Source organism: Comamonadaceae bacterium OTU4NAUVB1, assembly GCA_024372625.1.
In the GTDB taxonomy this organism is placed as follows: Bacteria; Pseudomonadota; Gammaproteobacteria; order Burkholderiales; family Burkholderiaceae_C; genus Variovorax.
This window is the reverse complement of record CP099605.1, coordinates 3,072,955-3,095,601: the sequence shown is the minus strand read 5'-3', so window position 1 is coordinate 3,095,601 and position 22,647 is coordinate 3,072,955. Positions and strand designations below refer to the sequence as shown.

Genomic DNA, 22,647 nt, shown 5'->3' with positions numbered 1-22,647 from the left:
CCATCGATGAAGTCCCTCGCGTCCCTTCGCGCCACGTTCGGCGCGCTGGCCGCCAGCCTCGCGCTGGCCGGCTGCTCGCTGATCCCCACGTACGAACGCCCCGCCGCGCCCGTGCCCACGACCTTCCCCGGCGACCCGGCGCAGCCCGCCGGGCCGGCGGCGGCGACGGTGCCGTGGCAGGACTTCTTCGGCGACCCGCGGCTGCAGGGCCTGTTGTCGACGGCGCTGGCCAACAACCGCGACCTGCGCGTCACGGCGCTCAACATCGAGCAGGCGCGCGCGCAGTTCCGGATCAGCCGCGCGGCCCAGTTCCCGGCGGTCAACGGCATCGTGGCGGGCACGCGCCAGCCGTCGGTGCTCAACGGCGAGCTCTACAACACCTTCCAGGTGGGGCTGGGGATCACGGCCTGGGAGCTCGACTTCTTCGGCCGCCTCGACAGCCTGAAGCAGGTCGCCCTGGCGCGCTACCTCGCCACCGAGGAAGCCCAGCGCAGCGCGCAGATCAGCCTGATCGGCGCGGTCGCCACCGGCTGGTACACGCTGCTGGCCGACGACGAACTGCTGGAGATCACGCGCCAGACGCTCGCCACGCGCGACGACTCCGTCCGCCTGACCAAGCTGCGCCTGGAGAACGGCGTGTCCTCGGAGATCGACTTCCAGCTCGCGAACTCGCTCGCCGAGACCGCCCGCGCGTCGTACGCCCAGCAACGGCGCACGCGCCTGCAGGACGAGAACGCCCTGGCGCTGCTGCTGGGCGCGCCGGTGCCGGCCTCGGCCTTGGCCGCGCCCCAGGGGCTGGGGCGCCTGGACAACGCCCGTGCGCTGCCCGACCTGCCGGTGGGCCTGCCCTCGGACCTGCTCATCGAGCGTCCGGACATCCGCGCCGCCGAACAGCAGTTGATCGCGGCCAACGCCAACATCGGCGCGGCGCGCGCGGCGTTCTTCCCGCGCATCTCGCTGACCGCGACGGCGGGCTCGGTGAGCAACGAACTCTCGGGCCTGTTCAAGGCCGGCACCAGCGCGTTCACTTTCGCGCCCCAGCTGGCCCTGCCGATCTTCAACGCCGGCGCCAACCGGGCCGCGCTCGACTCGGCCGTCGCCGGTCGCGACATCGCCGTGGCGCAGTACGAGAAATCGATCCAGGCGGCCTTCCGCGACGTCGCCAACGCGCTGGCCGGGCGCGAGACGCTGGGCGAGCAGGTGCGCGCCCAGCGGGCTCAGTCCGACGCCGAGGCGGCGCGCTTCCGGCTGCAGGACCTGCGCTATCGCAACGGCATCTCCAGCGCGCTCGATCTGCTCGACGCGCAGCGCTCGCTGTTCACGGCGCAGCAACAGGCGGTGCAGGTGAGGCTGCTCGAACTGCAGAACCAGGTCACGCTCTACCAGGCGCTCGGCGGCGGCTGGACGGGCCGGTAGGAGGCCGGGCCCGCGGCCGCGTCACCGGAGGCGGCGGGGGGCTCCCTATAATCGCCGGTCGATTCGACGGTGCTTCCCGGCCCAGGCGTCTGGTCCCGGAAAATCCCAGCCCCCACGCTTGATTTGAGGACGCCATGAGCGCAGAACCGCACTACCAGGCCGCACAAGAAGCCCACACCGGCCCGATCAAGAACCCCAAGCAGCTCCTGCTCGCGGTGGGCATCTCGTTCATCGTTCCCATCCTCGTCATCGTCGCCCTGGTCGCCTACGTGACCTCCGGCAACAAGCCCGCCGGCTCGGCCACGGGCGACAACATGGCGCTGTACGGCGTGTCGCAGGATGCCCGTGACCGCGAACTGGCCGACCGCCTCCAGCGCGTGGGCAGCATCGAGATCCGCGATGCGAACCGCGCCCTTGCGGCCGGCGAGACCGTCTTCAAGACCCAGTGCGTCGCCTGCCACGGCAGCCCGGGCATCCCCGGCGCGCCGCACCTGAACGATGCCGCCGCCTGGAGCCCGCGCATCGGCCAGGGCTACGCGACGCTGCTGGAGCACGCGCTCAAGGGCAAGGGCGCGATGCCGCCGCAGGGCGGCGGCGACTACGAGGACCTGGAGATCGGCCGTGCGGTGGTCTACCTGGCCAACGCCGGCGGCGCCAAGTTCCCGGTGCCCGAGCGCCCGGCTGCTGGCGCTGCGGCCGACGGTGCGATGGCGCCCGCGCAGGGTTCGGACGCCGCCTCCGCCATGCCGGGCGCCGCCGCGCCGGTTCCCGCGGCGGCCGGCACGGCGCCGACGGCGGCATCGACGTCATCGGTGCCCACCACCGCCGCGACGCCCGCCGCAGCGGCCGCTCCGGCCAAGTAGGCCGGGCGCGCACAGGTCGCGGGAGGGCGATGCGCCCTCGCCGATCGATTCAACCTCCTCGAAAAGCCGGCCTTCGTGCCGGCTTTTTCGTTTCAGGCGCCCGATGCGGCGCGTCGCGCCGACGGACTCAGGACGTGACCGAAGCGCGCCTGCAGCTCCGCCGCCCGCACGTCCTGCGGCGCGGGCCATCGGCCCTGCTCGATGGCTTCGGCGGCCAGCCCCACGTCCTGGGTGTGCACGAGGCCCAGGCCGAGCGGCGCGGCGACGTAGAGCCGGCCTGCCTCGTCGAGCAGCACCGTGGCGCCGGCGTCGCTCGTCACCGGCCCCACCGCCACGCCGGTGTGCGAGACGAGCCCGAAGTCCTCGCCCACGCGCCAGGTCCAGGGCGCGGCCTCGAGTTCGACGTACACCCGTTGCGGACCGTTCTGGAAGAACCACTGGCCTTCGTCGTCGGCGGCGTAGTTGCGGTGGATGAAGTCGATGAGCTTGTCGTGCTGCAGCAGCGAGCCCTTCTCGGCCGGGAAGGGGCCGGCGGCCTGCGTGCGGTCGTCGCGCAGGTACCAGTTGCCGCGCGCGTCGAGCCCGAGCCAGCCGTGGCAGTGCGGGACGTTGGGCCACTTCGCGAGGGCCTTCCTGACGATGTCATCCATGGCGGCCATTGTGCGCGCCGTCCGGCGCGGGACCGTGGCGCGCGAGCCAGTCGCCCACACGCTCGGGGAGGCCATGCACGTGTCCCGGCGGGGGACCCAGCGGAAAGCCGACGTGTCCGCCCTGGCGCGGTTGCCACAGCGTGACGCACGGACCGACCGCAGCCGGGCGCGGCAGGCTGGCCGCCGGCACGAAGGGGTCGTTGGTCGCGTTGACGACCAGCGTCGGCACGCGGATGGCGTGCAGGTGGGGTCCGGCCGAGCCACGCGACCAGTAGTCGTCGGTGTCGCGAAAGCCATGCAGCGGCGCGGTGAAGGCGTTGTCGAAATCGCGCAGGTCGCGCGCCGCCAGCAGGCGATCGCGGTCGAACAGTCCCGGGTGCTGCGCCAGCTTGGCCAGCGCCTTGGGCTTCATGGTGGCGAGGAACATGCGGGTGTAGACGTGCCGGTTGAAGCCACGCCCCATCGCCGCGCCGCCGGCCAGAAGATCGAGCGGCGCCGAGACCGCGGCGAGCGCGCGGACCGTGCGCCCGGCCGTGGCGCCCGCCTCCTCGGCCCAGCGCAGCAGCGCGTTGCCGCCGAGGGACACGCCCAGCGCCCGCAGGCGCGGCGCGGTCGACCCGCCGTCGGGGCGTGGCAGCCGGGCGGCGAAGCGTTCCAGGATCCAGCCGATCTCCTCGTGATCGCCCGAGTGGTAGGCACGCGGCGCGAGGTTGATCTCGCCGCTGCAACCGCGGAAATGCGGCACCGCGAAGTCCCAGCCGCGCGCCGCCGCCCAGGCGGCCATCGCCTGCGCGTAATGGCTGGCCGACGACCCCTCCAGGCCGTGGAACATCACCAGCAGCGCACGGGCTTCGGTGGCCCCGGCGGCCCCGGCGGCGGCGTCGCCGCCGACCCGCGCCATGAAGTCGACGTCGATGAAGTCGCCGTCCGGTGCGGTCCAGCGCTCGCGCAGGAAGACCGGCGGCGCCCCGGCCGAATGGCGCGAGAACAGTGCCGGCCAGATCGTCTGCAGGTGCCCGCCGGGCAGCCAGCGCGGCGCGGCGTAGCGCAGGTCGATCGAGGGGGGTGGACCAGGGGAATGGAAGGGCATGTCCGGCACGAAAATCGGATTCTGCCTCTTCGGTGCCCGGGCGCGGGGGCTATGCTGCCGGGCGGCGATCCGCCGACCAAGGGAAACAATCACCATGAAACGCTGGCTCCTCTCACTCCTCACCGCTTTCTCGCTGACCGCGCTGACCGGCTGCGGCTACAACGATTTCCAGCGCCTGGACGAGTCCAGCAAGTCGGCCTGGAGCGAAGTGCTCAACCAGTACCAGCGCCGTGCCGACCTGGTGCCCAACATCGTGGCCACCGTCAAGGGCGAAGCCGCCTTCGAGCAGGAGACGCTGACGCGCGTGATCGAGGCGCGCGCCAAGGCGACGTCGATCCAGGTCACGCCCGAGACGCTCAACAACCCCGAGGCCTTCAGCAGGTTCCAGCAGGCCCAGGGCGAACTGTCCAGCGCGCTGTCGCGGTTGATGGCGGTGTCCGAGCGCTACCCGACGCTGCAGGCCAACCAGGGCTTCCGCGATCTGCGCGTGACGCTCGAAGGCACCGAGAACCGCATCACCGTGGCGCGCAACCGCTACATCCAGACGGTGCAGGAATACAACGTGCTCGCGCGCAGCTTTCCGACCAACCTGACGGCCAAGGTCTTCAGCTATGCGCCGAAGTCCAACTTCAGCGTGCAGAACGAAGCCCAGATCTCGACGCCCCCGGCCGTCGACTTCAACAAGAAATGACCGCGCCATGAACGTGCCGTGGGCTTCGCGCGGCTTCCTCGCCCGGGTGGCGACGGGGCTGTGCCTTTGGCTGGGCCTCGGCTTGCTGGCATTCGGCGCGCGGGCGCAGGGCGTGCTGCCCGTGCCGCCCCTGAGCGCGCGCGTGATCGATGCCACCGGCACGCTCGACGCCGCGCGGCGCCAGGCGCTGGAGGCCAAGCTCGCCGCCTTCGAGCAGAAGAAGGGCAGCCAGATCGTGGTGCTGATGGTGCCCACGACGCAGCCCGAGGACATCGCGTCGTACGCCAACCGCGTCGCCAACGACTGGAAGATCGGGCGCAGGGCGGTGGGCGACGGCGTGCTGGTGATCGTCGCCAAGGACGACCGGCGCATGCGCATCGAGGTCGCCAAGACGCTCGAGGGTGCGGTGCCCGATCTGGCGGCGGCGCGCATCATCGACGACGTCATGAAGCCGCGCTTTCGCGGCGACGACTACGCCGGTGGCCTCGACGGCGCGGTCGACCAGCTGATCGCGCGCATCGACGGCGAGGCCCTGCCGGCGGTCGAGGCGCCGCGGTCCAGCCGGGGCGCGCAGGGGGCCGCGGGGTTCGACTGGGAGAGCCTGGCGATCTTCCTGTTCTTCGGCGTGCTGGTCGGCGCGCCCATCGCCCGCCGCATCTTCGGCGCCAAGCTCGCGCCGGTGGTGATGGGCGTGGGGGCCGGCGCGATCGCGATGGCCATCACGGCGACGCTGGTGGTGGCGGTGCTCGCGGGCGTGGTGGCGCTGGTGGTGACGCTGCTCGCGGGCGCCGGCGGATTTCCAGGCGGCGGCGGGCGCGGCGGTGGCCGGGGCGGCGGGTTCGGCGGCGGTCTGGGAGGCGGCCTGGGTGGCGCGCTCGGCGGCGGTCTGGGCTCCGGCGGCTGGGGCGGGGGATCGTCGGGCGGCGGTGGCGGCTTCGGTTCCGGCGGCGGCGGCAATTTCGGCGGCGGCGGCGCCTCGGGAGGATGGTAGGCATGCAGCAACGACATCCCGGGCTGTTCGCCCGCCTCGCCCGCCTGTGGCGCCACCGCTGGACCGACGAAGCGGCGGTGCGCCGCATGCTGAGCGACGACGCGCTGGAGCGGCTCGGACGCCGCGTCGGCGCCAGCGAGCGACGCCATCACGGCGAGGTCCGCATCTGCGTGGAGGCCGCCCTGCCTTCGAGCTACCTGTGGCGCGATGCGCCGGCGCGCGAGCGGGCGCTGTCGATGTTCGGCAAGCTGCGCGTCTGGGACACCGAGCACAACAATGGCGTGCTGGTCTACCTGCTGCTGGCCGAGCACGCCATCGAGATCGTCGCGGATCGCGGCATCGACCGCCATGTCGACGCCGCCGAGTGGACCGCGATGGCCGGGCGCATGGGAGCGGCCTTCCGGGACGGCCGCTTCGAGGACGGCCTGACCCAGGCACTGGAGGAGGTGTCGGCCCTGCTGGTCGCGCATTTCCCCCGCACCGCGGACGAGCCCGAACGCAACGAACTGCCCGACGCGCCCGTGGTGGTGTAGGCAGGCCGGCACCGAGGGTGCCGAGGGCGCCGCCGTCGGTGCCTCAGCCCGGCGGCAGCCGCCAGACGGCGCCGCCGCCCACGGCGTGGAAACGCCGCCCGCCGCCCGGCGGCACGTGCCAGCCGCCCGTGAATTCGCCGAACGCCGGCAGGATGGCCTGTTCGCCGTCCTGCACGAAGCACGGCAGGCGCATCCGGTCGCGCCCCGGACCGCTCAGGCCGCACACCGGATGCACGTGGCCGGCCAGCACGAACAGCCCGGGGTGCGTCTGCGGATGGTGGCAGCAGGCGAACGGGCCGATGCGGTGCGGCTCGTCGACCACCTCGATGCCCAGCGCGGCCGGCGGATCGCCCGCGCGGCTGTCGTGGTTGCCGCGCACCAGGGTCAGGGCGAGGCCCGCGTGCCGCGCGCGCCAGGCGTCGAGCGTGGCCAGCACCTGCGGCGTGCGCGCCTGCGCGGCGTGCAGGAAGTCGCCCAGGAAGACGATCCCCGACGGCGCGTGGCGGGCGATCAGCGTGTCGAGCCGCGCCAGGTTCTCCTGCGTGGTGCCGCCCGGCACGGGCTGACCCAACGCGCGGTACGTGGCGGCTTTGCCGATGTGCAGGTCGGCCAAGAACAGCAGGCCGCGCGCGGGCCACCACAGGGCGCGCTCGGGCAGGAGGTCGACGGCCTCGCCGGCCCACTCGGCACGGCAGGGGCGCGGGACCGCGACGGACCGGTCGGCGGCGAGGGTCGGAGACGGCGGCACTAGACGATCGAGAAATGCTCGGTGCCCGCGCACAGGTCCTTGGAACGGGCGCGGCGGCTGTTGAGCTTGACCTGCAGGCGCAGGTCGTTGGCCGAATCGGCGTTGCGCACGGCCTCGTCCAGCGAGATCGACTCGGCCTCGAACAGGTCGAACAGGGCCTGGTCGAAGGTCTGCATGCCCAGGTTGCGGCTCTTCTTCATGATCTCCTTGATCTCGCCCACTTCGGCCTTCATGACCAGGTCGGAGATCAGCGGCGTGTTCAACAGCACCTCGTAGGCGGCCACGCGTCCCAGGCCGTCCTCGGTGGGGACGAGCCGCTGGGAGACCATGGCGCGCAGGTTGAGCGACAGGTCCATCAGCAGCTGCGTGCGGCGCTCCTCGGGGAAGAAGTTGATGATGCGGTCGAGCGCCTGGTTGGCGCTGTTGGCGTGCAGCGTGGCCATGCACAGGTGGCCGGTCTCGGCGAAGGCGACGGCGTGATCCATGGTCTCGCGGTCGCGGATCTCGCCCATCAGGATCACGTCGGGCGCCTGGCGCAGGGTGTTCTTGAGCGCGGCCTCCCAGCTGTCGGTGTCGATGCCGACCTCGCGCTGCGTCACCACGCAGTTCTTGTGCGGATGCACGAACTCGATCGGGTCCTCGACCGTCACGATGTGGCCGTACGAGTTCTGGTTGCGCCAGTCGACCATCGCCGCCAGGGTGGTCGACTTGCCCGAACCGGTCGCGCCGGCCAGGATGACCAGGCCGCGCTTGGTCATCGCCACGTCCTTGAGCACCTGCGGCATGCCCATGTCGTCCACCGTCGGGATGGTGCTCGGGATGGTGCGCAGCACCATGCCCACGCGACCCTGCTGCATGAAGGCGTTGACGCGGAAACGCCCGATGCCCGTGGGCGAGATGGCGAAGTTGCACTCCTTCGTGCGCTCGAACTCGGCCATCTGCCGGTCGTTCATGATCGAGCGCGTCAGGGCCAGCGTGTGGTTGGCGCCCAGCGACTGGGCCGAGACCTTCACGATGCGGCCGTCGACCTTGATGGCCGGCGGAAAGTCCGCGGTGATGAACATGTCGCTGCCCTTGCGGCTCACCATGAGGCGCAGCAGGTCGTTGATGAACTGGCTGGCTTGATCGCGTTCCATGCGGGGATCTCCGGCTGTGGCGGGTGGCGTGACGGGGTGGCGGGAAGGCGGCGGCTCAGCCCGGGAAGTTTTCCGGCGTCTTGGCCTTGCCGCGCGCCTCGGCCGCCGAGATCAGGCCGCGGCGCACCAGGTCGGCGAGGTTCTGGTCGAGCGTCTGCATGCCCAGTCCCTGGCCGGTCTGGATCGTCGAGTACATCTGGGCCACCTTGCCCTCGCGGATCAGGTTGCGGATGGCGGAGGTGCCCAGCATGATCTCGTGCGCCGCCACGCGGCCCTGGCCGTCCTTGGTCTTGCACAGCGTCTGGGAGATCACGGCCTGCAGCGATTCGGACAGCATGGCCCGGATCATGTCCTTCTCCTCGCCCGGGAACACGTCGATGATCCGGTCGATGGTCTTGGCGGCCGAGGACGTGTGCAGGGTGCCGAAGACCAGGTGGCCGGTCTCGGCCGCCGTCATGGCCAGGCGGATGGTCTCCAGGTCGCGCATCTCGCCCACCAGGATGGCGTCGGGGTCCTCGCGCAGGGCCGAGCGCAGCGCGGCGGCGAACGACAGCGTCATCGGCCCGACCTCGCGCTGGTTGATCAGGCACTTCTTGGACTCGTGCACGAACTCGATCGGGTCCTCCACCGTGAGGATGTGGCCGTACTCGGTCTCGTTGAGGTAGTTGACCATCGCCGCCAGCGTGGTCGACTTGCCCGAGCCCGTCGGCCCGGTCACCAGCACCAGCCCGCGAGGCTTGAGGGCGAGGTCGGCGAAGATGCGCGGCGCGCCGAGCTGCTCCAGCGTCAGGATCTTCGACGGGATGGTGCGGAACACCGCCGCCGCGCCGCGTCCCTGGTTGAAGGCGTTGACGCGGAAGCGCGCCAGGCCGTCGATCTCGAAGGAGAAGTCGACCTCCAGGAACTCCTCGTAGTGCTTGCGGTGCGTGTCGCTCATGATGTCGTACACCATGGCGTGCACCGCCTTGTGGTCCAGCGCTTCCACGTTGATGCGCCGCACGTCGCCATGGACGCGGATCATCGGCGGCAGACCGGCCGACAGGTGCAGGTCGGAGGCCTTGTTCTTCACGCTGAAAGCCAGCAGCTGGGTGATGTCCACGCGATTCCTTGTGACGTTTTGATACGAGTTGACAGATTATGACGATGATTGCCGCCAACCTCCACCAAGTTTGCACTCGCATCGCCGCGGCGTCGCGCGACGCCGGCCGGCCCGGCGATGCCGTGCGCCTGCTGGCAGTGTCCAAGACTTTCGACGCCCCGACGGTGCGCGCGGCTTTCGAGGCGGGCCTCACGGCGTTCGGCGAGAACTACGTGCAGGAGGGCGTGGCCAAGATCGAGGCGCTGGCCGATCTGCGCGGGCGCATCGAGTGGCACTGCATCGGTCCGTTGCAGAGCAACAAGACGCGTGCCGTGGCCGAGCACTTCGACTGGGTCCACGGCATCGACCGGCTCAAGATCGCCCAGCGGCTGTCCGAACAGCGACCGGCGCACCTGCCGCCCCTGCAGGTGTGCCTGCAGGTCGACGTCGACGGCGGCGCGAACAAGTCGGGCGTGGGCGTCGAGGAGGCGCCGGCACTGGCGCGCGCGGTGGCGACGCTGCCGCGCCTCGCGCTGCGCGGCGTCATGGCGATCCCGGAGCCGGCACCGGACTTCGAGGCGCAGCGCGCGCTCTTCCTGCGGGCGGCGACGGTGTTCGAGCGCCTGCGCGCCGACGGCCTCGCGCTGGACACGCTGTCGATGGGCATGAGCGCCGACCTGGAGGCGGCCATCGCGGCGGGCAGCACGATGGTGCGGGTGGGCTCGGCGCTGTTCGGCGCCCGGTCGGCCGACCGGAGCGGCGCGCCCGCCTGAGGCGCCCGCGCCGCCGGCCGTGCCGCGCACGCATAACGTGCGCCGTCCCGCGCATGACGGGTGGCGCCGGCCGGCGGGCGGGACTATCGTCGGGCGCATCACCACCACGGGAACACCGTCATGAGCGAGAAGCTGTCCTTCGTCCATCCCACCGCCAACAGCCCGTGGGGCACCTACCTGTCGCAGGTCGACCGGGTCATCCCCTACCTGGGCAACCTCGCGCGCTGGGCCGAGACGCTGAAGCGTCCCAAGCGCGCCCTGATCGTGGACGTGCCCATCGAGATGGACGACGGCCGCATCGCGCACTACGAGGGCTACCGCGTGCAGCACAACCTCTCGCGCGGTCCCGGCAAGGGCGGCGTGCGCTTCCACCCGGACGTGACGCTGGAGGAGGTGATGGCGCTGTCGGCCTGGATGACCGTCAAGTGCGCGGCGGTGAACCTGCCCTACGGCGGCGCCAAGGGCGGCATCCGCGTCGACCCCAAGCAGCTTTCCCAGAAGGAACTGGAGAAGATCACGCGCCGCTACACCAGCGAGATCGGCATCATCATCGGCCCGCAGCAGGACATCCCGGCGCCCGACGTCAACACCAACGGCCAGATCATGGCCTGGATGATGGACACCTACTCGATGAACGTCGGCGGCACCGCCACCGGGGTGGTCACCGGCAAGCCGCTGCACCTGGGCGGCTCGCTCGGGCGCGTGAAGGCCACCGGGCGCGGGGTGTTCGTCACCGGGCGCGAGGCGGCGCGGCGCCTGGGGCTCGACCTGCGCGGCGCGCGGGTGGCGGTGCAGGGCTTCGGCAACGTCGGCTCGGTCGCGGCCGAACTCTTCGCCGAGGCCGGCGCAAAGATCGTCGCGGTGCAGGACCACACCGGCACCATCGTCAACGAGAACGGCCTGAACCTGGAAACGCTGATCCCGCTGTCGCGCACCGACGGCGTGGTCGGCTTCAGCGACGGCGAGGTGATCGACAACGAGGATTTCTGGGACGTCGCCTGCGACATCCTGATCCCGGCGGCGCTCGAAGGCCAGCTGACCGCCGAGCGCGCGCAGCGCACGACCGCCCGCCTGGTGCTCGAAGGCGCCAACGGTCCGACCGTGCCCTCGGCCGACGACATCCTGGCCGAGCGCGGCGTGCTGGTGGTGCCCGACGTGATCTGCAACGCCGGCGGCGTGACGGTGAGCTACTTCGAGTGGGTGCAGGACTTCTCGTCGTTCTTCTGGGACGAGGACGAGATCAACGTGCGGCTCGACCGCATCATGATGAACGCCCTCAACCAGATCTGGGACACGGCCGACAAGCACAAGATCAGCCTTCGCACGGCCACCTACGCGGTCGCCTGCGAGCGCATCCTGACGGCGCGGGCCGAGCGCGGCCTGTACCCCTGAGGCCGGTCCGGCGCGCCGCGCGCGGGACGGGCGGGCGGTGCGGACCGCTCGAGCGGCGCGGGCGGCCTGCGCCGCATGGGAACATTGGCGCGGCGGCCGGCTCGCAGAGGGACCCGGCTTCCCGCCGGACCCCCTCAACGTCGCACCCGGACCTCATTCACCGCCGATGGCCTTTCTCCTTGCCCGTTCCTTTCCCGTCCCCGCGCGCGCCGCACCGCTCTGCGGGGCCGCCGTCGCCCTGGTCCTCGCCGGCTGCGGCGCCACCGCCAAGCGCGTGAACTACGACCCGGAGGAGTTCGACTCCACCACCACCCACGCGCGCAGTTACCCGGCGACCGAGGCGCAGACCTGCGAGGCCGCGCGCCGGGCCCTGCTCAGCCAGGGCTACCTCATCAGCGCGGCCAACGCCGACCTCGTGACCGGGCGCAAGAGCTTCCAGCCCGCGCCCGAGGTTCACGTCGAGGTCGAGTTCCGCGTGGTCTGCGCGCACGAGGGCGTCCCGGAGCGCGCGGCGAGGACGGCGCCGGAAGCGCGCGGCAACGGCGTGGCACCACGCTCGATCGCCTTCGTCACCGCCCTGCAGGACCGCTACGGCATCAAGAAGACCAACAATTCGGCCACGCTGGGCGTCGGCGTGCTGGGTTCGGTGTCGCTGCCGTTCTCCTCGAGCGACGACGCGATGGTCAAGCTGGCGAGCGAGACCCTGACCGACGAGCGCTTCTACGACCGTTTCTTCGCGCTGCTCGATCGCTTCCTGACCCGGGGCGCCACCGCCGACACGGTCGGAGCCGTCGAGCCGCAGCGCGAGCCGCCGACGGTGGCACCGGCCTCCGGCATGGCCGTCACCGCGCCGGTCGCCGCGCCGGTCGAACCGGTCACCCAGGCGCTGGAGGCCCCGGCGCCGCCGGTCCCGCCCCGGATCGATCCGGTACCGATCGCCACGCCGGCCGTCCCGGCCGCGCCGGTCGTGCCCACCGGGCCCGTGGCGCCCTAGGCCGGCTGGTCGTCGGTGCGCCCGGCGCCCTGGAGCGCCTCGCTGAGTTCGTCGATGCCGAAAGGCTTCTGCAGCCAGAAGGTGCCGGGGATCGGCTCGCTCGGGGGTGGCCGGCCGGTGGCGAAGATCACGCGCAGCTTGCGCTGGGCCTGCAGGATCTCCACGAGGTCGATGCCCGAGAGGGCGGGCAGGCCGATGTCGGTCATGAGCACGTCGAAGGCGCCATCGATGAAGCGGTCGCGCGCCACCTCGGCGCTCCTGACGCCCGCGGCCCAGTGGCCGAGCAGCTGCAGCATGTCCACCGTGGCGGCGAGCACGGCCGGATCGTCCTCGACGACCAGCACGCGCAGCGCCTGTGCCGAGGAGTCCCCGTGGTCTTCCGGGTGGGTGAGGGTCGTGGTTGGCATGGTGCGGAATCTACTCGCCGCGGGCGCGATGCGCTGTCCGCCCGCGCCGCTGCGGGCGTAGGAAGCGCGCGGTCAGCGCTGCAGCGTCGACTTGCCCAGCATGCTCTCGATCAGCTCCACCGCCACCTCGCCGGTGCGGTTGCGCACGTCGAGCGCCGGGTTGACCTCCACCACGTCGAGCGAGCGCAGCCGTCCGGTGTCGGCGATCATCTCCATGCACAGCTGCATCTCGCGATAGGTCGGCCCGCCGCGCACGCCGGTGCCGACCCCGGGGGCGTCGGCCGGGTCGAGGCAGTCGACGTCGAAGCTCACGTGCAGGTGGGTGTCCTCGTCGATGTCCTGCAGCGCCTCGGTCAGGGTGTTGCGCATGCCGTGCTCGTCGATGTGGCGCATGTCGAAGACGGTCAGGCCGAGCTGCCGGATCGCCTGCTTCTCGTCGGCGTCGACGCTGCGGATGCCGATGAAGCGGATGTCCCCGGGCGCCAGCGTGGCGCGTGGACCGCTCCAGCCGGTGAGCGCGGCCGGGCCGTGGCCCAGCAGGCAGGCCACCGGCATGCCGTGCAGGTTGCCGCTGGGGCTGGTGGTCTCGGTGTTGACGTCGGTGTGGGCGTCGAGCCACAGCACGCGCAGCTTCTGGCCGCGCTGGCGCGCATGCCGGGCCACCGCGCTGATCGAGCCCACCGCCAGGCAGTGGTCGCCACCCATCATGACCGGCAGGCGGCCGGCGGCCAGGGCGGCATCGACCGCGTCGTGCACCGCGCGGTTCCAGGCCACGGTTTCCTCGAGGTGGCGCAGGCCGTCGGCCGGCTTCGCCCAGGGCGTGGCCGGACCGGCGAGGTTGCCCGCGTCCACCACCCCGAAGCCCAGCCGGGCCAGCGTGCCGGCGATGTCGGCCACGCGCAGCGCGTCGGGGCCCATGCCCGCGCCGCGCACGCTGGCGCCGATGTCGGTCGGCGCGCCGATGAGTTCGAGGGTGGTGGGCATCGCGGTCGCGGCGTTCGTGGCGGTCGGGGGCGAGGGCGGGATCGTCATGCGATGAGCCTAACAGCCGGTCGCGACGGCCCGGGTCGGCGTGGCGCCCGACACCGGACGGCTCAGAACAGCCGGAACACCAGCGGCATCAGCAGCGCCGCCAGGACCACCTGCAGGCCCAGCGCCAGCCCGGCGTAGGCGCCGGCGTCGGCGTTCACGTGCAGCGCGCGCGCCGCGCCGATGCCGTGCGCGGCCGTGCCCAGCGCGAAGCCGCGCGCGGCCCAGCCCTCGGGCGTGGTGCCGATGCGCAGCAGGTCGAAGAGGTATTTGCCCGAGAGCGCGCCGACCATCCCGGTGAGCACCGCGAACACCGCCGAAAGCGCCGGGATGCCGCCGATCTTCTCGGCGATGCCCATCGCCACGGGCGCCGTCACCGACTTCGGGGCGAGCGACAGGACCACGTCGTGCGGCAGGCCCAGCGCCCAGGCGAGTCCCAGCGCCGACAGCGACGCCGCCGCGCCTCCCAGCAGCGAGGCCAGCAGCACCCGTCCCAGGCGCCGGCGCAGTTCCGCGCGGCGCAGCCACAGCGGCCAGGCCAGCGCCACCACCGCCGGCCCGAGCAGGAAGTGGATGAACTGCGCCCCGGCGAAGTAGGTCGGGTAGTCCACGCCGGTGGCCAGCAGCCCGCCCGCGATGGCCACCACCGACCACATCACCGGGTTGGCCCACGGCGCGTTGTCCAGCCGCGCGTAGAGCGCCTGGGCCACGATGTAGACCACCAGCGTCGCCGTCAGCCCGAACAGCGGCGTGGCGGAGAGGTAGACCCAGAGTTCGACGAAGCGCGGCATGGCATCAGGGCCGCGGGTCGGGCGTGGTGGCGTCGGGGTCGGCGTCCGCGCCGGTGGCGGACCCGGCGCGGCCGCGGGCCGGTCCGTACAGGACCAGCGCCGTCACGCCCAGGCCGATCCAGGTCGACAGCACGATCACCAGCAGCATGCGGCCGCCGTACTCGCTCAGCAGCGACAGGTGCGTCATCACGCCCACGCCCACCGGGATGAACAGCAGCGACAGGTGCGACAGCAGGAACTGCGCGCACTCGCCCACCGGGTCGCGCACGACCCGAAAGCGCAGTCCGCCCAGCAGCAGCACCAGCCCCAGGACCGGCCCGGGCAAGGGCAGGGAGAAGCCGCGCGACAGCAGCTCGCCCACCGACTGGAAGACCAGCAGCCAGGCCAGGCCGCGCAAGCCGTTCATGGACGCCGGTGCCTCAGAAGCGCGGCAGGTCGGCGAACGGCTGCGTCGCGCCGGCGCGGAAGACCTGCCGGCCGTACTCGGCGCAGCGCTGCAGGGTCGGGATCACCTTGCCCGGATTGAGCATCCCGGCGGGGTCGAAGGCGCGCTTGACGCCGAACATGGCCTCGTTCTCGGTCGCGGTGAACTGCACGCACATGCTGTTGAGCTTCTCCACGCCCACGCCGTGCTCGCCCGAGACGGTGCCGCCCATGGCCACGCTGGTCTCCAGGATGTCCGCGCCGAAGAGCTCGCAGCGGTGCAGCTCGTCGGGGTCGTTGGCGTCGAACAGCACCAGCGGATGCAGGTTGCCGTCGCCGGCGTGGAACACGTTGCAGCAGCGCAGGTCGTACTTCTTCTCCATCTCGGCGATGGCCAGCAGGATGTCGGCCAGGCGCTTGCGCGGGATGGTCGAGTCCAGGCACATGTAGTCGGGGCTGATGCGGCCCGAGGCCGGGAACGCGTTCTTGCGCCCGCTCCAGAACTTCAGGCGCTCGTCCTCGCTCTGGCTGACCGCGATGGCGGTGGCGCCGCAGCCGCGCAGCACGGCGGTCATGCGGCCGATCTCCTCCTCAACCTCCTCGGGTGTGCCGTCGGACTCGCACAGCAGGATGGCCGCGGCGTCGAGGTCGTAGCCGGCGCGCACGAAGTCCTCGACGGCGGCGGTCATGGGCTTGTCCATCATCTCCAGGCCGGCCGGGATGATGCCCGCGGCGATCACGGCGGCGACCGCGTCGCCGGCCTTCCGCACGTCGTCGAAGCTGGCCATGATGCAGCGCGCGAGCTGGGGCTTGGGCACCAGCTTCACGGTGACCTCCAGCGTGACGGCCAGCATGCCCTCGCTGCCCACCACCAGCGCCAGCAGGTCGAGTCCGGGGCTGTCGAGCGCCTCGCCGCCGAACTCGATCGCCTCGCCCTCGGCCGTGAAGCCGCGCACGCGCATCACGTTGTGCAGCGTCAGGCCGTACTTCAGGCAGTGCACGCCACCGGAGTTCTCCGCCACGTTGCCCCCGATGGTGCAGGCGATCTGACTCGACGGATCGGGCGCGTAGTAGAGGTTGAAGGGCGCCGCCGCCTCGCTGATGGCGAGGTTGCGCACGCCGCACTGCACCACCGCCGTGCGGCTGACCGGGTCGACCTTCAGGATGCGGTTGAACTTGGCCAGCGACATCGTCACGCCCGTCGGGTCGGGCATCGCGCCGCCGGACAGGCCCGTGCCGGCGCCGCGCGCCACCACGGGAACGCCCAGGCCGTGGCAGGTCGCCAGCACGGCGGCGACCTGCGCCTCGGTCTCGGGCAGGACGACCACCAGCGGCCGCGCGCGGTAGGCCGTCAGGCCGTCGCACTCGTAAGGGGTGGTGTCCTCCTCGTGCCAGATGAGGGCATGCGCGGGCAGGTGCGGTCGCAGGGCCGCGACGACCTGCGACTGGCGTTCGGAGCGCTGCAGGAGCGCGTGCTGTTCGGGCGGGACGGGGGCGTTCATGGTGACGACACTTTAAGCCGCCCCGCGCGCCCTCGCCATGGGTGGTGCTACTTGAAGATCACCGTCTTGTGGCCGTTCATCAGCACGCGGCGTTCGCTGTGCCACTTGACGGCGCGGGCGAGCACCTGGCTCTCGGTGTCGCGGCCGCGCGCGGTGAGGTCCTCGACCGTGTCGGTGTGGTCGGCGCGCGCCACGTCCTGCTCGATGATGGGACCCTCGTCGAGGTCGGCCGTCACGTAGTGCGCCGTGGCGCCGATCAGCTTCACGCCCCGGTCGTGCGCCTGGTAGTAGGGCTTGGCGCCCTTGAAGCTGGGCAGGAACGAGTGATGGATGTTGATGGCGCGCCCGGCCAGCTTCGCGCACAGGTCGTTGCTCAGCACCTGCATGTAGCGCGCGAGCACGACCAGCTCGGCGCCCTCGGCCTCGACGATCTCCAACTGCTTCGCCTCGGCCTGGGGCTTGGTCTGCGCCGTCACCGGGATGTGGTGGAAGGGCACGTTGTAGCTGGCGGCGAGCTGGTAGAAGTCGCGGTGGTTGGACACGATGGCGCGCACGTCGATGGCCAGCAGGCCGCTCTTCCAGCGGAACAGCAGGTCGTTGAGGCAATGGCCGTCGCGGCTCACCAGGATCACCGTCTTCATCGGCTGGGCGGCGTCGTGCAGCTTCCAGTCCATGCCGAAGGTGCGGCCGAGCTCGGTCATCTGCGCGCTCAGCTGCGCGTGGTCGTGGGCGTCGCAGGCGAAGCGCACGCGCATGAAGAACAGGCCGGTGCCATGGTCGTTGTATTGCGCGGCCTCCTCGATGTTGCCGCCGCGTTCGAGCAGGAAGCCCGAGACGGCGTGCACGATGCCGGTGCGATCGGGGCAGGAAAGGGTCAGGATGTAGGCGGATGTCATGGCGCGGGCGATTGTCGCGGATGCCAGAATGACCGTTCGTCCGACCGTCCCGACCCCATCCAACCGCACAGGAGCGCCGACATGGCCCACGACTTCAACCTGGACAACCAGTGGTTGCCCTTCACGCCCAACCGGGCCTTCCGCAAGGACCCGCGCGTCTTCGTCGCCGCCGACGGCATGGAATTCACCACGCACGACGGCCGCACGGTCGTCGACGGCATCTCGTCGCTGTGGTGCGTGGGCGCGGGTCACAACCGGGCAGGGATCAACGAGGCGATCAAGGCCCAGCTCGACACGCTCGACTACGCCACGGCCTTCCAGGTCAGCAACGACCGCGCGTTCGAAGCCGCCACGCGCATCGCCGCGCTGGCGCCGGGCGACCTGAACCGGGTGCTGTTCTGCAACTCCGGCAGCGAGGCCGCCGACACCTCCCTGAAGGTGGCGCTGGCCTACCACCGCGCGCGTGGCGAGGGCCACCGCAACGTCTTCATCGGCCGGGAGCGCGGCTATCACGGCGTGGGTTTCGGCGGCATGTCGGTCGGCGGCATCCCGGGCAACCGCAAGGCGTTCGGCTCGGCCTTCCTGCCGCGCGTGGACCACATGCGCTTCATCCACGACCCGGTCGACCACGCCTACATCCACAACCGCGAGCCGGTGTGGGCCGAGGACCCGCTGATCGAACTGGAGCGCCGCATCCTGCCGCTGCACGACCCGAGCAACGTCGCGGCGATCATCGTCGAGCCCGTGGCGGGATCGGCCGGCTGGTACCTGCCGCCCCAGGGCTACCTCCAGCGCCTGCGCGAGATCTGCGACAAGCACGGCATCCTGCTGATCTTCGACGAGGTCATCACCGGCTTCGGCCGCATGGGCACCAACTTCGCCGCCGATTTCTACGGCGTGGTGCCCGACATGCTGAACTTCGCCAAGTGCGTGACCAACGGCGTGATCCCCCTGGGGGGCGTGATCTGCCGCGACAAGCTCTACGACGCGATGATGAAGACCGACGCGCCCGAGCACGCGGTCGAGTTCTTCCACGGCTACACCTATTCGGGTCACCCGGTGGCGTGCGCGGCGGCCGTCGCCACGCTCGACCTGTTCGAGAAGGAGCAGCTTTTCGCGCGCGCCGGCGAGATGGGCCCGGTGCTCGGCGACGCTTTCCACGGCGCCCTCACGGGACTGCCCAACGTCATCGGCATCCGCAGCCTGGGCCTGGCGGCGGCGGTGGAACTGGCGCCGATCGCCGGCGCCCCGGGCAAGCGCGCCTACGACACCTTCGTGGACTGTTTCCATCGCGGCGCGCTGGTGCGCCCGGCCGGTGACGTGATCGTCCTCGCGCCGCCCTACATCGTCGAGAAGTCGCACATCGACACGCTGGTGGGCACGCTGGCCGAATCGATCCGCAAGCACGCCTGAGCGCCATGTGGCGCGGGGGGGCCGCCGTCGGATCGCGGAAGGCCGGACGGCTCAGCGCGACGGTGGTCGGACCCCGGCGCAGTAGTCCTTCGCCGGCAGCGGCGGCGTGCGCCACGTGGCGTCGTGGCGGACCGGCGACTCGATCACGTCGTCGGCATCGGCCGTGGCGAGCAGCCGCAGGCTCCTGACGCTGGCATCGCTGGGCAGGTGCTGCGGCACGCCCTGGCGCCGGTCGACGTGCGCGGCGCCGGCGATCAGCAGCACCGTGCGACCGGGTCGGCGGGCCTTGAACGCGACCTGCGCCATGGCGCGGTCGCGCGCCACCTGGATGCGCGTCATCGGCACGATCTGCGTTTCCGGCAGCAAGCCGCAATGACCGTCGCGCACGGCGGTCCGCTGGGCGGTCAGGGCGGCCGCGGACAACTGGGCGTCGAGCGAAACATCGGCCATGGCGTCCTTCATGCGCGCACGCGGCAGGTTGGCGCCCAGCACCGGCACGCTCGCGCGCACGGCGGCCATCACGGCCGGGGCGTAATCCTCCCAGGGCCAGGCGGCCTCGTCCCAACGCAGCGCGGTGCGGACCTGGGCTTGCGTCGCGTCGGTCGAAAGGGCGGTGGTGTCCCGACCGTCCTCGGCCATCTCGAGGACGAGGGCGGCGAGTTGCGAGCGGGCAGCCAGGGCCGTCACCGCGTCGCGCTCCAGGACATGGTGCGCCGGCGCGTCGTGCTGCTCGCCGATCAGCAGGATGTCGACGGGCAGCAGGGTCGACAGGCCACGCACGAACGGTGCGTGGTCGTCCGGTCCGCCCGAACCACCCGGGAACATCGGCGACATGCAACCGCTGAGAAGCAATGTCAGCGGCAGCACGAGGAAAGCGGCGAGGCGGAGGACCGGATCGCGACCGGTTCGCGCCGGTCGCCACGCGACGCGAGGCACGCGCGGCAGCTCAGTGGACCAGGACCGGGTTCTGCGCCAGCTCGGCGTAGCCTTCCAGCGTGTCCTCGACCTCTTCCTGGGTCGGCGTGTTGAGTTGCCAGGCGGCGATCTGCTGCTGGAAGAGTTCGGCCCAGGAGCCGTCGAGGTAGACCTCCTTGCCGGAGCGCTTGTCCACGATCTCGAAACCGTGGCGGGCGAGCACCGGCAGGTGCGGCTCGATCGGCGCCTCGCCCTCGGTGGGCTGCACATGCACGACGACGTACGAGTCGGAGTCGTAGAGCATGTTCATGGCGGGACCGGTGAGGATGTCGATGGCGTTCATGACGGAGTAGGTGGCTGTCGATGCGCCGGTTTCAAGGCGCCGTGCCGTCGCGCGATGGACATCGCGCAGCAAACGGCAAGAAACCACCGTGCACCTCAGCGCGGGGCGGCGCTTGGCGGCGCTTCGCGCAACTGCATGTCGGCGAAGTCGCCGTTGGGCTGCGTCAGACGGATGCGCACCGGCAGGTGACCCAGGGCGGGCGCCAGCCACAGCTCGACCGTGTCGTCGAACGGCTGGCGGGCATTGCGCGTGAGACGGCGAGCCACGACATCGCCCATCGGCAGGGTCAGCCGCTCCTCGGGGCCGACCTTGAAGAGCCAGATGTCGGCGTCGCGCGGGCCCACCGTCTGCACCGCGATGGCGCCGTCCTCCGGGTAGCGCGCCGGATCGCCCGCGAGCAGGGCACCGAGCTGCAGCATCACGCTCAGGCGGTCCTGGGCACCGGGCAGCAACGCGACGGTGGGCGCGTTGTTGCTGAACACCACCTCGCCGCGATCGCGCACGAAATGCGACGCCACCTCGACCTTGCGGGTGTCGGAGAAGCGCGCCGGCTCGATCCCCGTCGGGCCGATGGCGCCCTGGCTGTGCTGTCGGCGCAGGGTCTTGAACAGGAAGCGCAGGGTGAGGTCCGCCTCGTAGGCGCGCCCGTCCTGGGACCACGCGAGTTCGCCGAACACGCCCTGCAACGGCACCGTGCCCTGCTGGCCGATGACGGTGAATTTCAGGCGCACCGACGCCGGCACGTTCAGCGGCGCGGTCTCCGCCACCGGACCGGACGACGGGGCGGGGGCGACCGGCGCGGGCGCGGGCGCCGGCGTGTCGGGCGTGGACGGGTCCGGGACCGCCGCGTCGGCCGGCGCGGGCGCTGCCTCAGCCGTGACGGCGTCGACCGGAGTGTCCGGTGGGGCTCCGGTCACCGGGGGAGGCGGCTCGGACGTGGGTGCCGGCGTCGCGATGGGCGGCGCGGGAAGCGATGCCGTCGCCGGCACGGCCGGGATGGCCGGTGCGGCGGGGGTGGGGGTGCGCACCCGTGGCACCGCCGGCCGCTTCGGCACCGGTTCGCGCGGCGTCGCCGCGGCGACCGGGCGTGGCGTCACGGACGGCGGTGTCGGCGCTGGCAGGGCGGGCGCTTCGATCGTCCGCACGACGAAGCGCGCAGTCACCGGCGAGGGCGTCGCTGCGCCGGTCAGGGGCACCGCGCCGAGCAGCAGCAGGTGCGCGACCCCCACCGCCGCCGTCAGCGCCGCCAGGGCGAGCCACGGCGCACGGCGCGCGCGGACGCGCTTCGCAACGGAGGTCGATCCGGCGGACGCGTCGGTGGTCACGGGCAGGGCGGTGGAGGGCGTCATGGCGGCTCGGGGCAGGACGACTTCGCGGCGATCGATCGCGCCGCTTCGACGCGCATCCCGGGAAGCGTCCAGTTTAGTCAGCGGCGGTCCGGCGCGCCGCGCCTAGCGTCCCAGCTCGAGCGCGAGGGACTTCACTCCCCGGATCATCATCTCCACCGACACCGCCACCAGGATCAGCCCCATGAGGCGCTCCAGGGCCAGCACCACGCGGTCGCCGATGACGCGCTGGATGCGGTCGGCCAGCACCAGCACCAGGGCGCAGACGGCCATCGTCACGCTGAGCGCGGCGATCCATTCGGCGCGGCGCTCGGGGGCCTGCGAGACCAGCAGCATCACGGTGGCCAGTGCCGACGGTCCCGCCAGCGCCGGGATCGCCAGCGGCACGATCAGCGGCTCGCGTTCGTCCTCGAGCGGGGCGGCCGCGCGGTTCGGGAAGATCATGCGCAACGCGATCAGGAACAGCACCACCGCCCCGGCGATCTGCAGCGAAAGCCCCGACAGACCCATCACGCGCAGGAAGCGGTCGCCCACGAACATGAAGGTCAGCAGCAGCCCGAAGGCGATCGACACCTCGCGCAGGATGACCCGGGCGCGCCGCTCGGGCGCCACGTGGCGCAGCGCGTTGGCGAAGATCGGGATGTTGCCCAGCGGATCGCAGATGAGCAGCAGCAGGATGGTCGCCGAGGCGAAGGTGTAGGTCACGGCACGACGGGCTGCTTCGCGTAGACGGTCTCGAAGGAGCGCAGACCCTTGACCTCGATCGGGTTGCCGAACGGATCGAGGAAGAACATTGTCCACTGCTCGCCGGGGCGGCCCTCGAAGCGCACCTGGGGCGCGAACAGGAATTCGGTGCCGGCCGCGCGCAGGCGATCGGCCAGTGCCTGCCAGTCGGGCAGTTCGAGCACGACGCCGAAGTGCGGCATCGGCACCATGACGTCGTCGACGCGGCCGGTGCGCGTGGTGGCGAAGGGTTCGCCCAGGTGCAGCGAGATCTGGTGGCCGAAGAAGTCGAAGTCGACCCAGGTGTCGGTGCTGCGCCCTTCGGCGCAACCGAGCGTGTCGCCGTAGAAGCGGCGGGCGACGTCGAGGTCGCGGACATGGAAGGCGAGGTGGAAGAGGCTGTGCATGGCGCCCGATTATCTGCCCCGTCCCGGGCCCGGATTTGCCCTCGGCGCGGCCGGCCCTGGAGTAAGCTGACGACACAATCCCGATGGAGACATGCCC

The 22,647-nt window shown here is 71.6% G+C and carries 25 protein-coding genes; 9 read left to right on the top strand and 16 right to left on the bottom strand.

Annotated features, from left to right (window positions below; genetic code table 11):
- Positions 1-6: 6 nt before the first annotated feature.
- Together NF681_17955 and NF681_17950 are read left to right on the top strand one after the other, a co-directional pair.
- Positions 7-1,416: an efflux transporter outer membrane subunit gene (locus NF681_17955; protein UST54128.1), complete on the top strand. Its 1,410-nt coding sequence runs from the start codon at positions 7-9 to the stop codon at positions 1,414-1,416.
- Between the two features lie 134 nt (positions 1,417-1,550).
- Entirely contained in the window at positions 1,551-2,279 is a 729-nt protein-coding gene (locus tag NF681_17950; GenBank protein ID UST54127.1) for a c-type cytochrome, read from the top strand.
- Positions 2,280-2,371: 92 nt separating this feature from the next.
- Here the strand turns inward: NF681_17950 and NF681_17945 are convergent, their stop codons facing one another.
- Both NF681_17945 and NF681_17940 read right to left on the bottom strand, forming a co-directional pair.
- Positions 2,372-2,929: a DUF2946 family protein gene (locus tag NF681_17945; GenBank protein ID UST54126.1), complete on the bottom strand. Its 558-nt coding sequence runs from the start codon at positions 2,927-2,929 to the stop codon at positions 2,372-2,374.
- Positions 2,922-3,980 (bottom strand): alpha/beta fold hydrolase, encoded by a 1,059-nt coding sequence (locus NF681_17940; protein UST55834.1) that lies wholly within the window; start codon positions 3,978-3,980, stop codon positions 2,922-2,924. Before NF681_17940 ends, NF681_17945 begins: the two co-directional genes overlap by 8 nt.
- A 133-nt stretch (positions 3,981-4,113) precedes the next feature.
- Between NF681_17940 and NF681_17935 the strand changes: the two genes are divergently transcribed.
- Genes NF681_17935 through NF681_17925 form a run of 3 tightly spaced genes read left to right on the top strand, consistent with a single transcriptional unit; the run spans position 4,114 to position 6,234 of the window.
- The gene (locus NF681_17935; GenBank protein UST54125.1) at positions 4,114-4,710 is read left to right on the top strand and encodes a LemA family protein; all 597 of its coding nucleotides are present in this window, start codon (positions 4,114-4,116) and stop codon (positions 4,708-4,710) included.
- A 7-nt stretch (positions 4,711-4,717) separates the two neighbouring features.
- Positions 4,718-5,701, top strand: a complete 984-nt coding sequence (locus NF681_17930; protein UST54124.1) for a TPM domain-containing protein — start codon at positions 4,718-4,720, stop codon at positions 5,699-5,701.
- 2 nt (positions 5,702-5,703) lie between these two features.
- Entirely contained in the window at positions 5,704-6,234 is a 531-nt protein-coding gene (locus NF681_17925; GenBank protein ID UST54123.1) for a TPM domain-containing protein, read from the top strand.
- A 43-nt stretch (positions 6,235-6,277) separates the two neighbouring features.
- Here NF681_17925 and pdeM read toward each other — a convergent pair whose 3' ends face one another.
- The 3 genes from pdeM to NF681_17910 form a co-directional block, all read right to left on the bottom strand.
- Entirely contained in the window at positions 6,278-6,892 is a 615-nt protein-coding gene (gene pdeM, locus NF681_17920; GenBank protein UST55833.1) for a ligase-associated DNA damage response endonuclease PdeM, read from the bottom strand.
- 89 nt (positions 6,893-6,981) lie between these two features.
- The gene (locus NF681_17915; GenBank protein ID UST54122.1) at positions 6,982-8,118 is read right to left on the bottom strand and encodes a PilT/PilU family type 4a pilus ATPase; all 1,137 of its coding nucleotides are present in this window, start codon (positions 8,116-8,118) and stop codon (positions 6,982-6,984) included.
- A 55-nt stretch (positions 8,119-8,173) separates the two neighbouring features.
- Positions 8,174-9,217, bottom strand: coding sequence for a type IV pilus twitching motility protein PilT (locus NF681_17910; GenBank protein UST54121.1), 1,044 nt, complete (start codon positions 9,215-9,217; stop codon positions 8,174-8,176).
- A gap of 38 nt (positions 9,218-9,255) precedes the next feature.
- Here NF681_17910 and NF681_17905 point away from each other — a divergent pair, with 38 nt between their 5' ends.
- The 3 genes from NF681_17905 to NF681_17895 all read left to right on the top strand — a co-directional run bounded on the left by NF681_17905 (position 9,256) and on the right by NF681_17895 (position 12,355).
- On the top strand, positions 9,256-9,969 hold the full coding sequence (locus tag NF681_17905) for a YggS family pyridoxal phosphate-dependent enzyme (protein UST54120.1): 714 nt from the start codon (positions 9,256-9,258) through the stop codon (positions 9,967-9,969).
- A 120-nt stretch (positions 9,970-10,089) separates the two neighbouring features.
- A complete protein-coding gene (locus NF681_17900) occupies positions 10,090-11,361 on the top strand; it encodes a Glu/Leu/Phe/Val dehydrogenase (GenBank protein UST54119.1) in 1,272 nt (423 codons plus the stop codon).
- Positions 11,362-11,527: 166 nt separating this feature from the next.
- On the top strand, positions 11,528-12,355 hold the full coding sequence (locus NF681_17895) for a DUF2242 domain-containing protein (protein ID UST54118.1): 828 nt from the start codon (positions 11,528-11,530) through the stop codon (positions 12,353-12,355).
- Here NF681_17895 and NF681_17890 read toward each other — a convergent pair.
- From NF681_17890 to purU, 6 genes are all read right to left on the bottom strand, one after another.
- Positions 12,352-12,762: a response regulator gene (locus NF681_17890; GenBank protein ID UST54117.1), complete on the bottom strand. Its 411-nt coding sequence runs from the start codon at positions 12,760-12,762 to the stop codon at positions 12,352-12,354. The two genes, NF681_17895 and NF681_17890, sit on opposite strands and share 4 nt — an antisense overlap.
- Before the next feature lie 72 nt (positions 12,763-12,834).
- Complete coding sequence (rocF, locus tag NF681_17885; protein ID UST55832.1) at positions 12,835-13,746, bottom strand: arginase; 912 nt, start codon at positions 13,744-13,746, stop codon at positions 12,835-12,837.
- Positions 13,747-13,856: 110 nt separating this feature from the next.
- Complete coding sequence (locus NF681_17880; GenBank protein ID UST54116.1) at positions 13,857-14,582, bottom strand: LrgB family protein; 726 nt, start codon at positions 14,580-14,582, stop codon at positions 13,857-13,859.
- 4 nt (positions 14,583-14,586) lie between these two features.
- Positions 14,587-14,988: a CidA/LrgA family protein gene (locus tag NF681_17875; protein UST54115.1), complete on the bottom strand. Its 402-nt coding sequence runs from the start codon at positions 14,986-14,988 to the stop codon at positions 14,587-14,589.
- A 13-nt stretch (positions 14,989-15,001) separates the two neighbouring features.
- Complete coding sequence (locus tag NF681_17870) at positions 15,002-16,507, bottom strand: FAD-binding protein (GenBank protein UST54114.1); 1,506 nt, start codon at positions 16,505-16,507, stop codon at positions 15,002-15,004.
- 47 nt (positions 16,508-16,554) lie between these two features.
- Complete coding sequence (purU, locus tag NF681_17865; protein ID UST54113.1) at positions 16,555-17,403, bottom strand: formyltetrahydrofolate deformylase; 849 nt, start codon at positions 17,401-17,403, stop codon at positions 16,555-16,557.
- Between the two features lie 81 nt (positions 17,404-17,484).
- Between purU and NF681_17860 the strand changes: the two genes are divergently transcribed.
- Positions 17,485-18,816: an aminotransferase class III-fold pyridoxal phosphate-dependent enzyme gene (locus NF681_17860; protein UST54112.1), complete on the top strand. Its 1,332-nt coding sequence runs from the start codon at positions 17,485-17,487 to the stop codon at positions 18,814-18,816.
- A gap of 51 nt (positions 18,817-18,867) precedes the next feature.
- Here the strand turns inward: NF681_17860 and NF681_17855 are convergent, their stop codons facing one another.
- The 5 genes from NF681_17855 to NF681_17835 form a co-directional block, all read right to left on the bottom strand.
- Positions 18,868-19,650, bottom strand: coding sequence for a ChaN family lipoprotein (locus NF681_17855; GenBank protein ID UST54111.1), 783 nt, complete (start codon positions 19,648-19,650; stop codon positions 18,868-18,870).
- A 112-nt stretch (positions 19,651-19,762) separates the two neighbouring features.
- On the bottom strand, positions 19,763-20,074 hold the full coding sequence (locus tag NF681_17850) for a DUF3567 domain-containing protein (protein UST54110.1): 312 nt from the start codon (positions 20,072-20,074) through the stop codon (positions 19,763-19,765).
- Positions 20,075-20,169: 95 nt separating this feature from the next.
- Positions 20,170-21,423 carry a DUF3108 domain-containing protein gene (locus NF681_17845; GenBank protein UST54109.1) on the bottom strand — a complete coding sequence of 418 codons (1,254 nt, stop codon included), beginning with the start codon at positions 21,421-21,423 and terminating at the stop codon, positions 20,170-20,172.
- Positions 21,424-21,525: 102 nt separating this feature from the next.
- On the bottom strand, positions 21,526-22,125 hold the full coding sequence (locus NF681_17840) for a MarC family protein (protein UST54108.1): 600 nt from the start codon (positions 22,123-22,125) through the stop codon (positions 21,526-21,528).
- Positions 22,122-22,550: a VOC family protein gene (locus NF681_17835; protein ID UST54107.1), complete on the bottom strand. Its 429-nt coding sequence runs from the start codon at positions 22,548-22,550 to the stop codon at positions 22,122-22,124. Before NF681_17835 ends, NF681_17840 begins: the two co-directional genes overlap by 4 nt.
- Positions 22,551-22,647 lie beyond the last annotated feature (97 nt).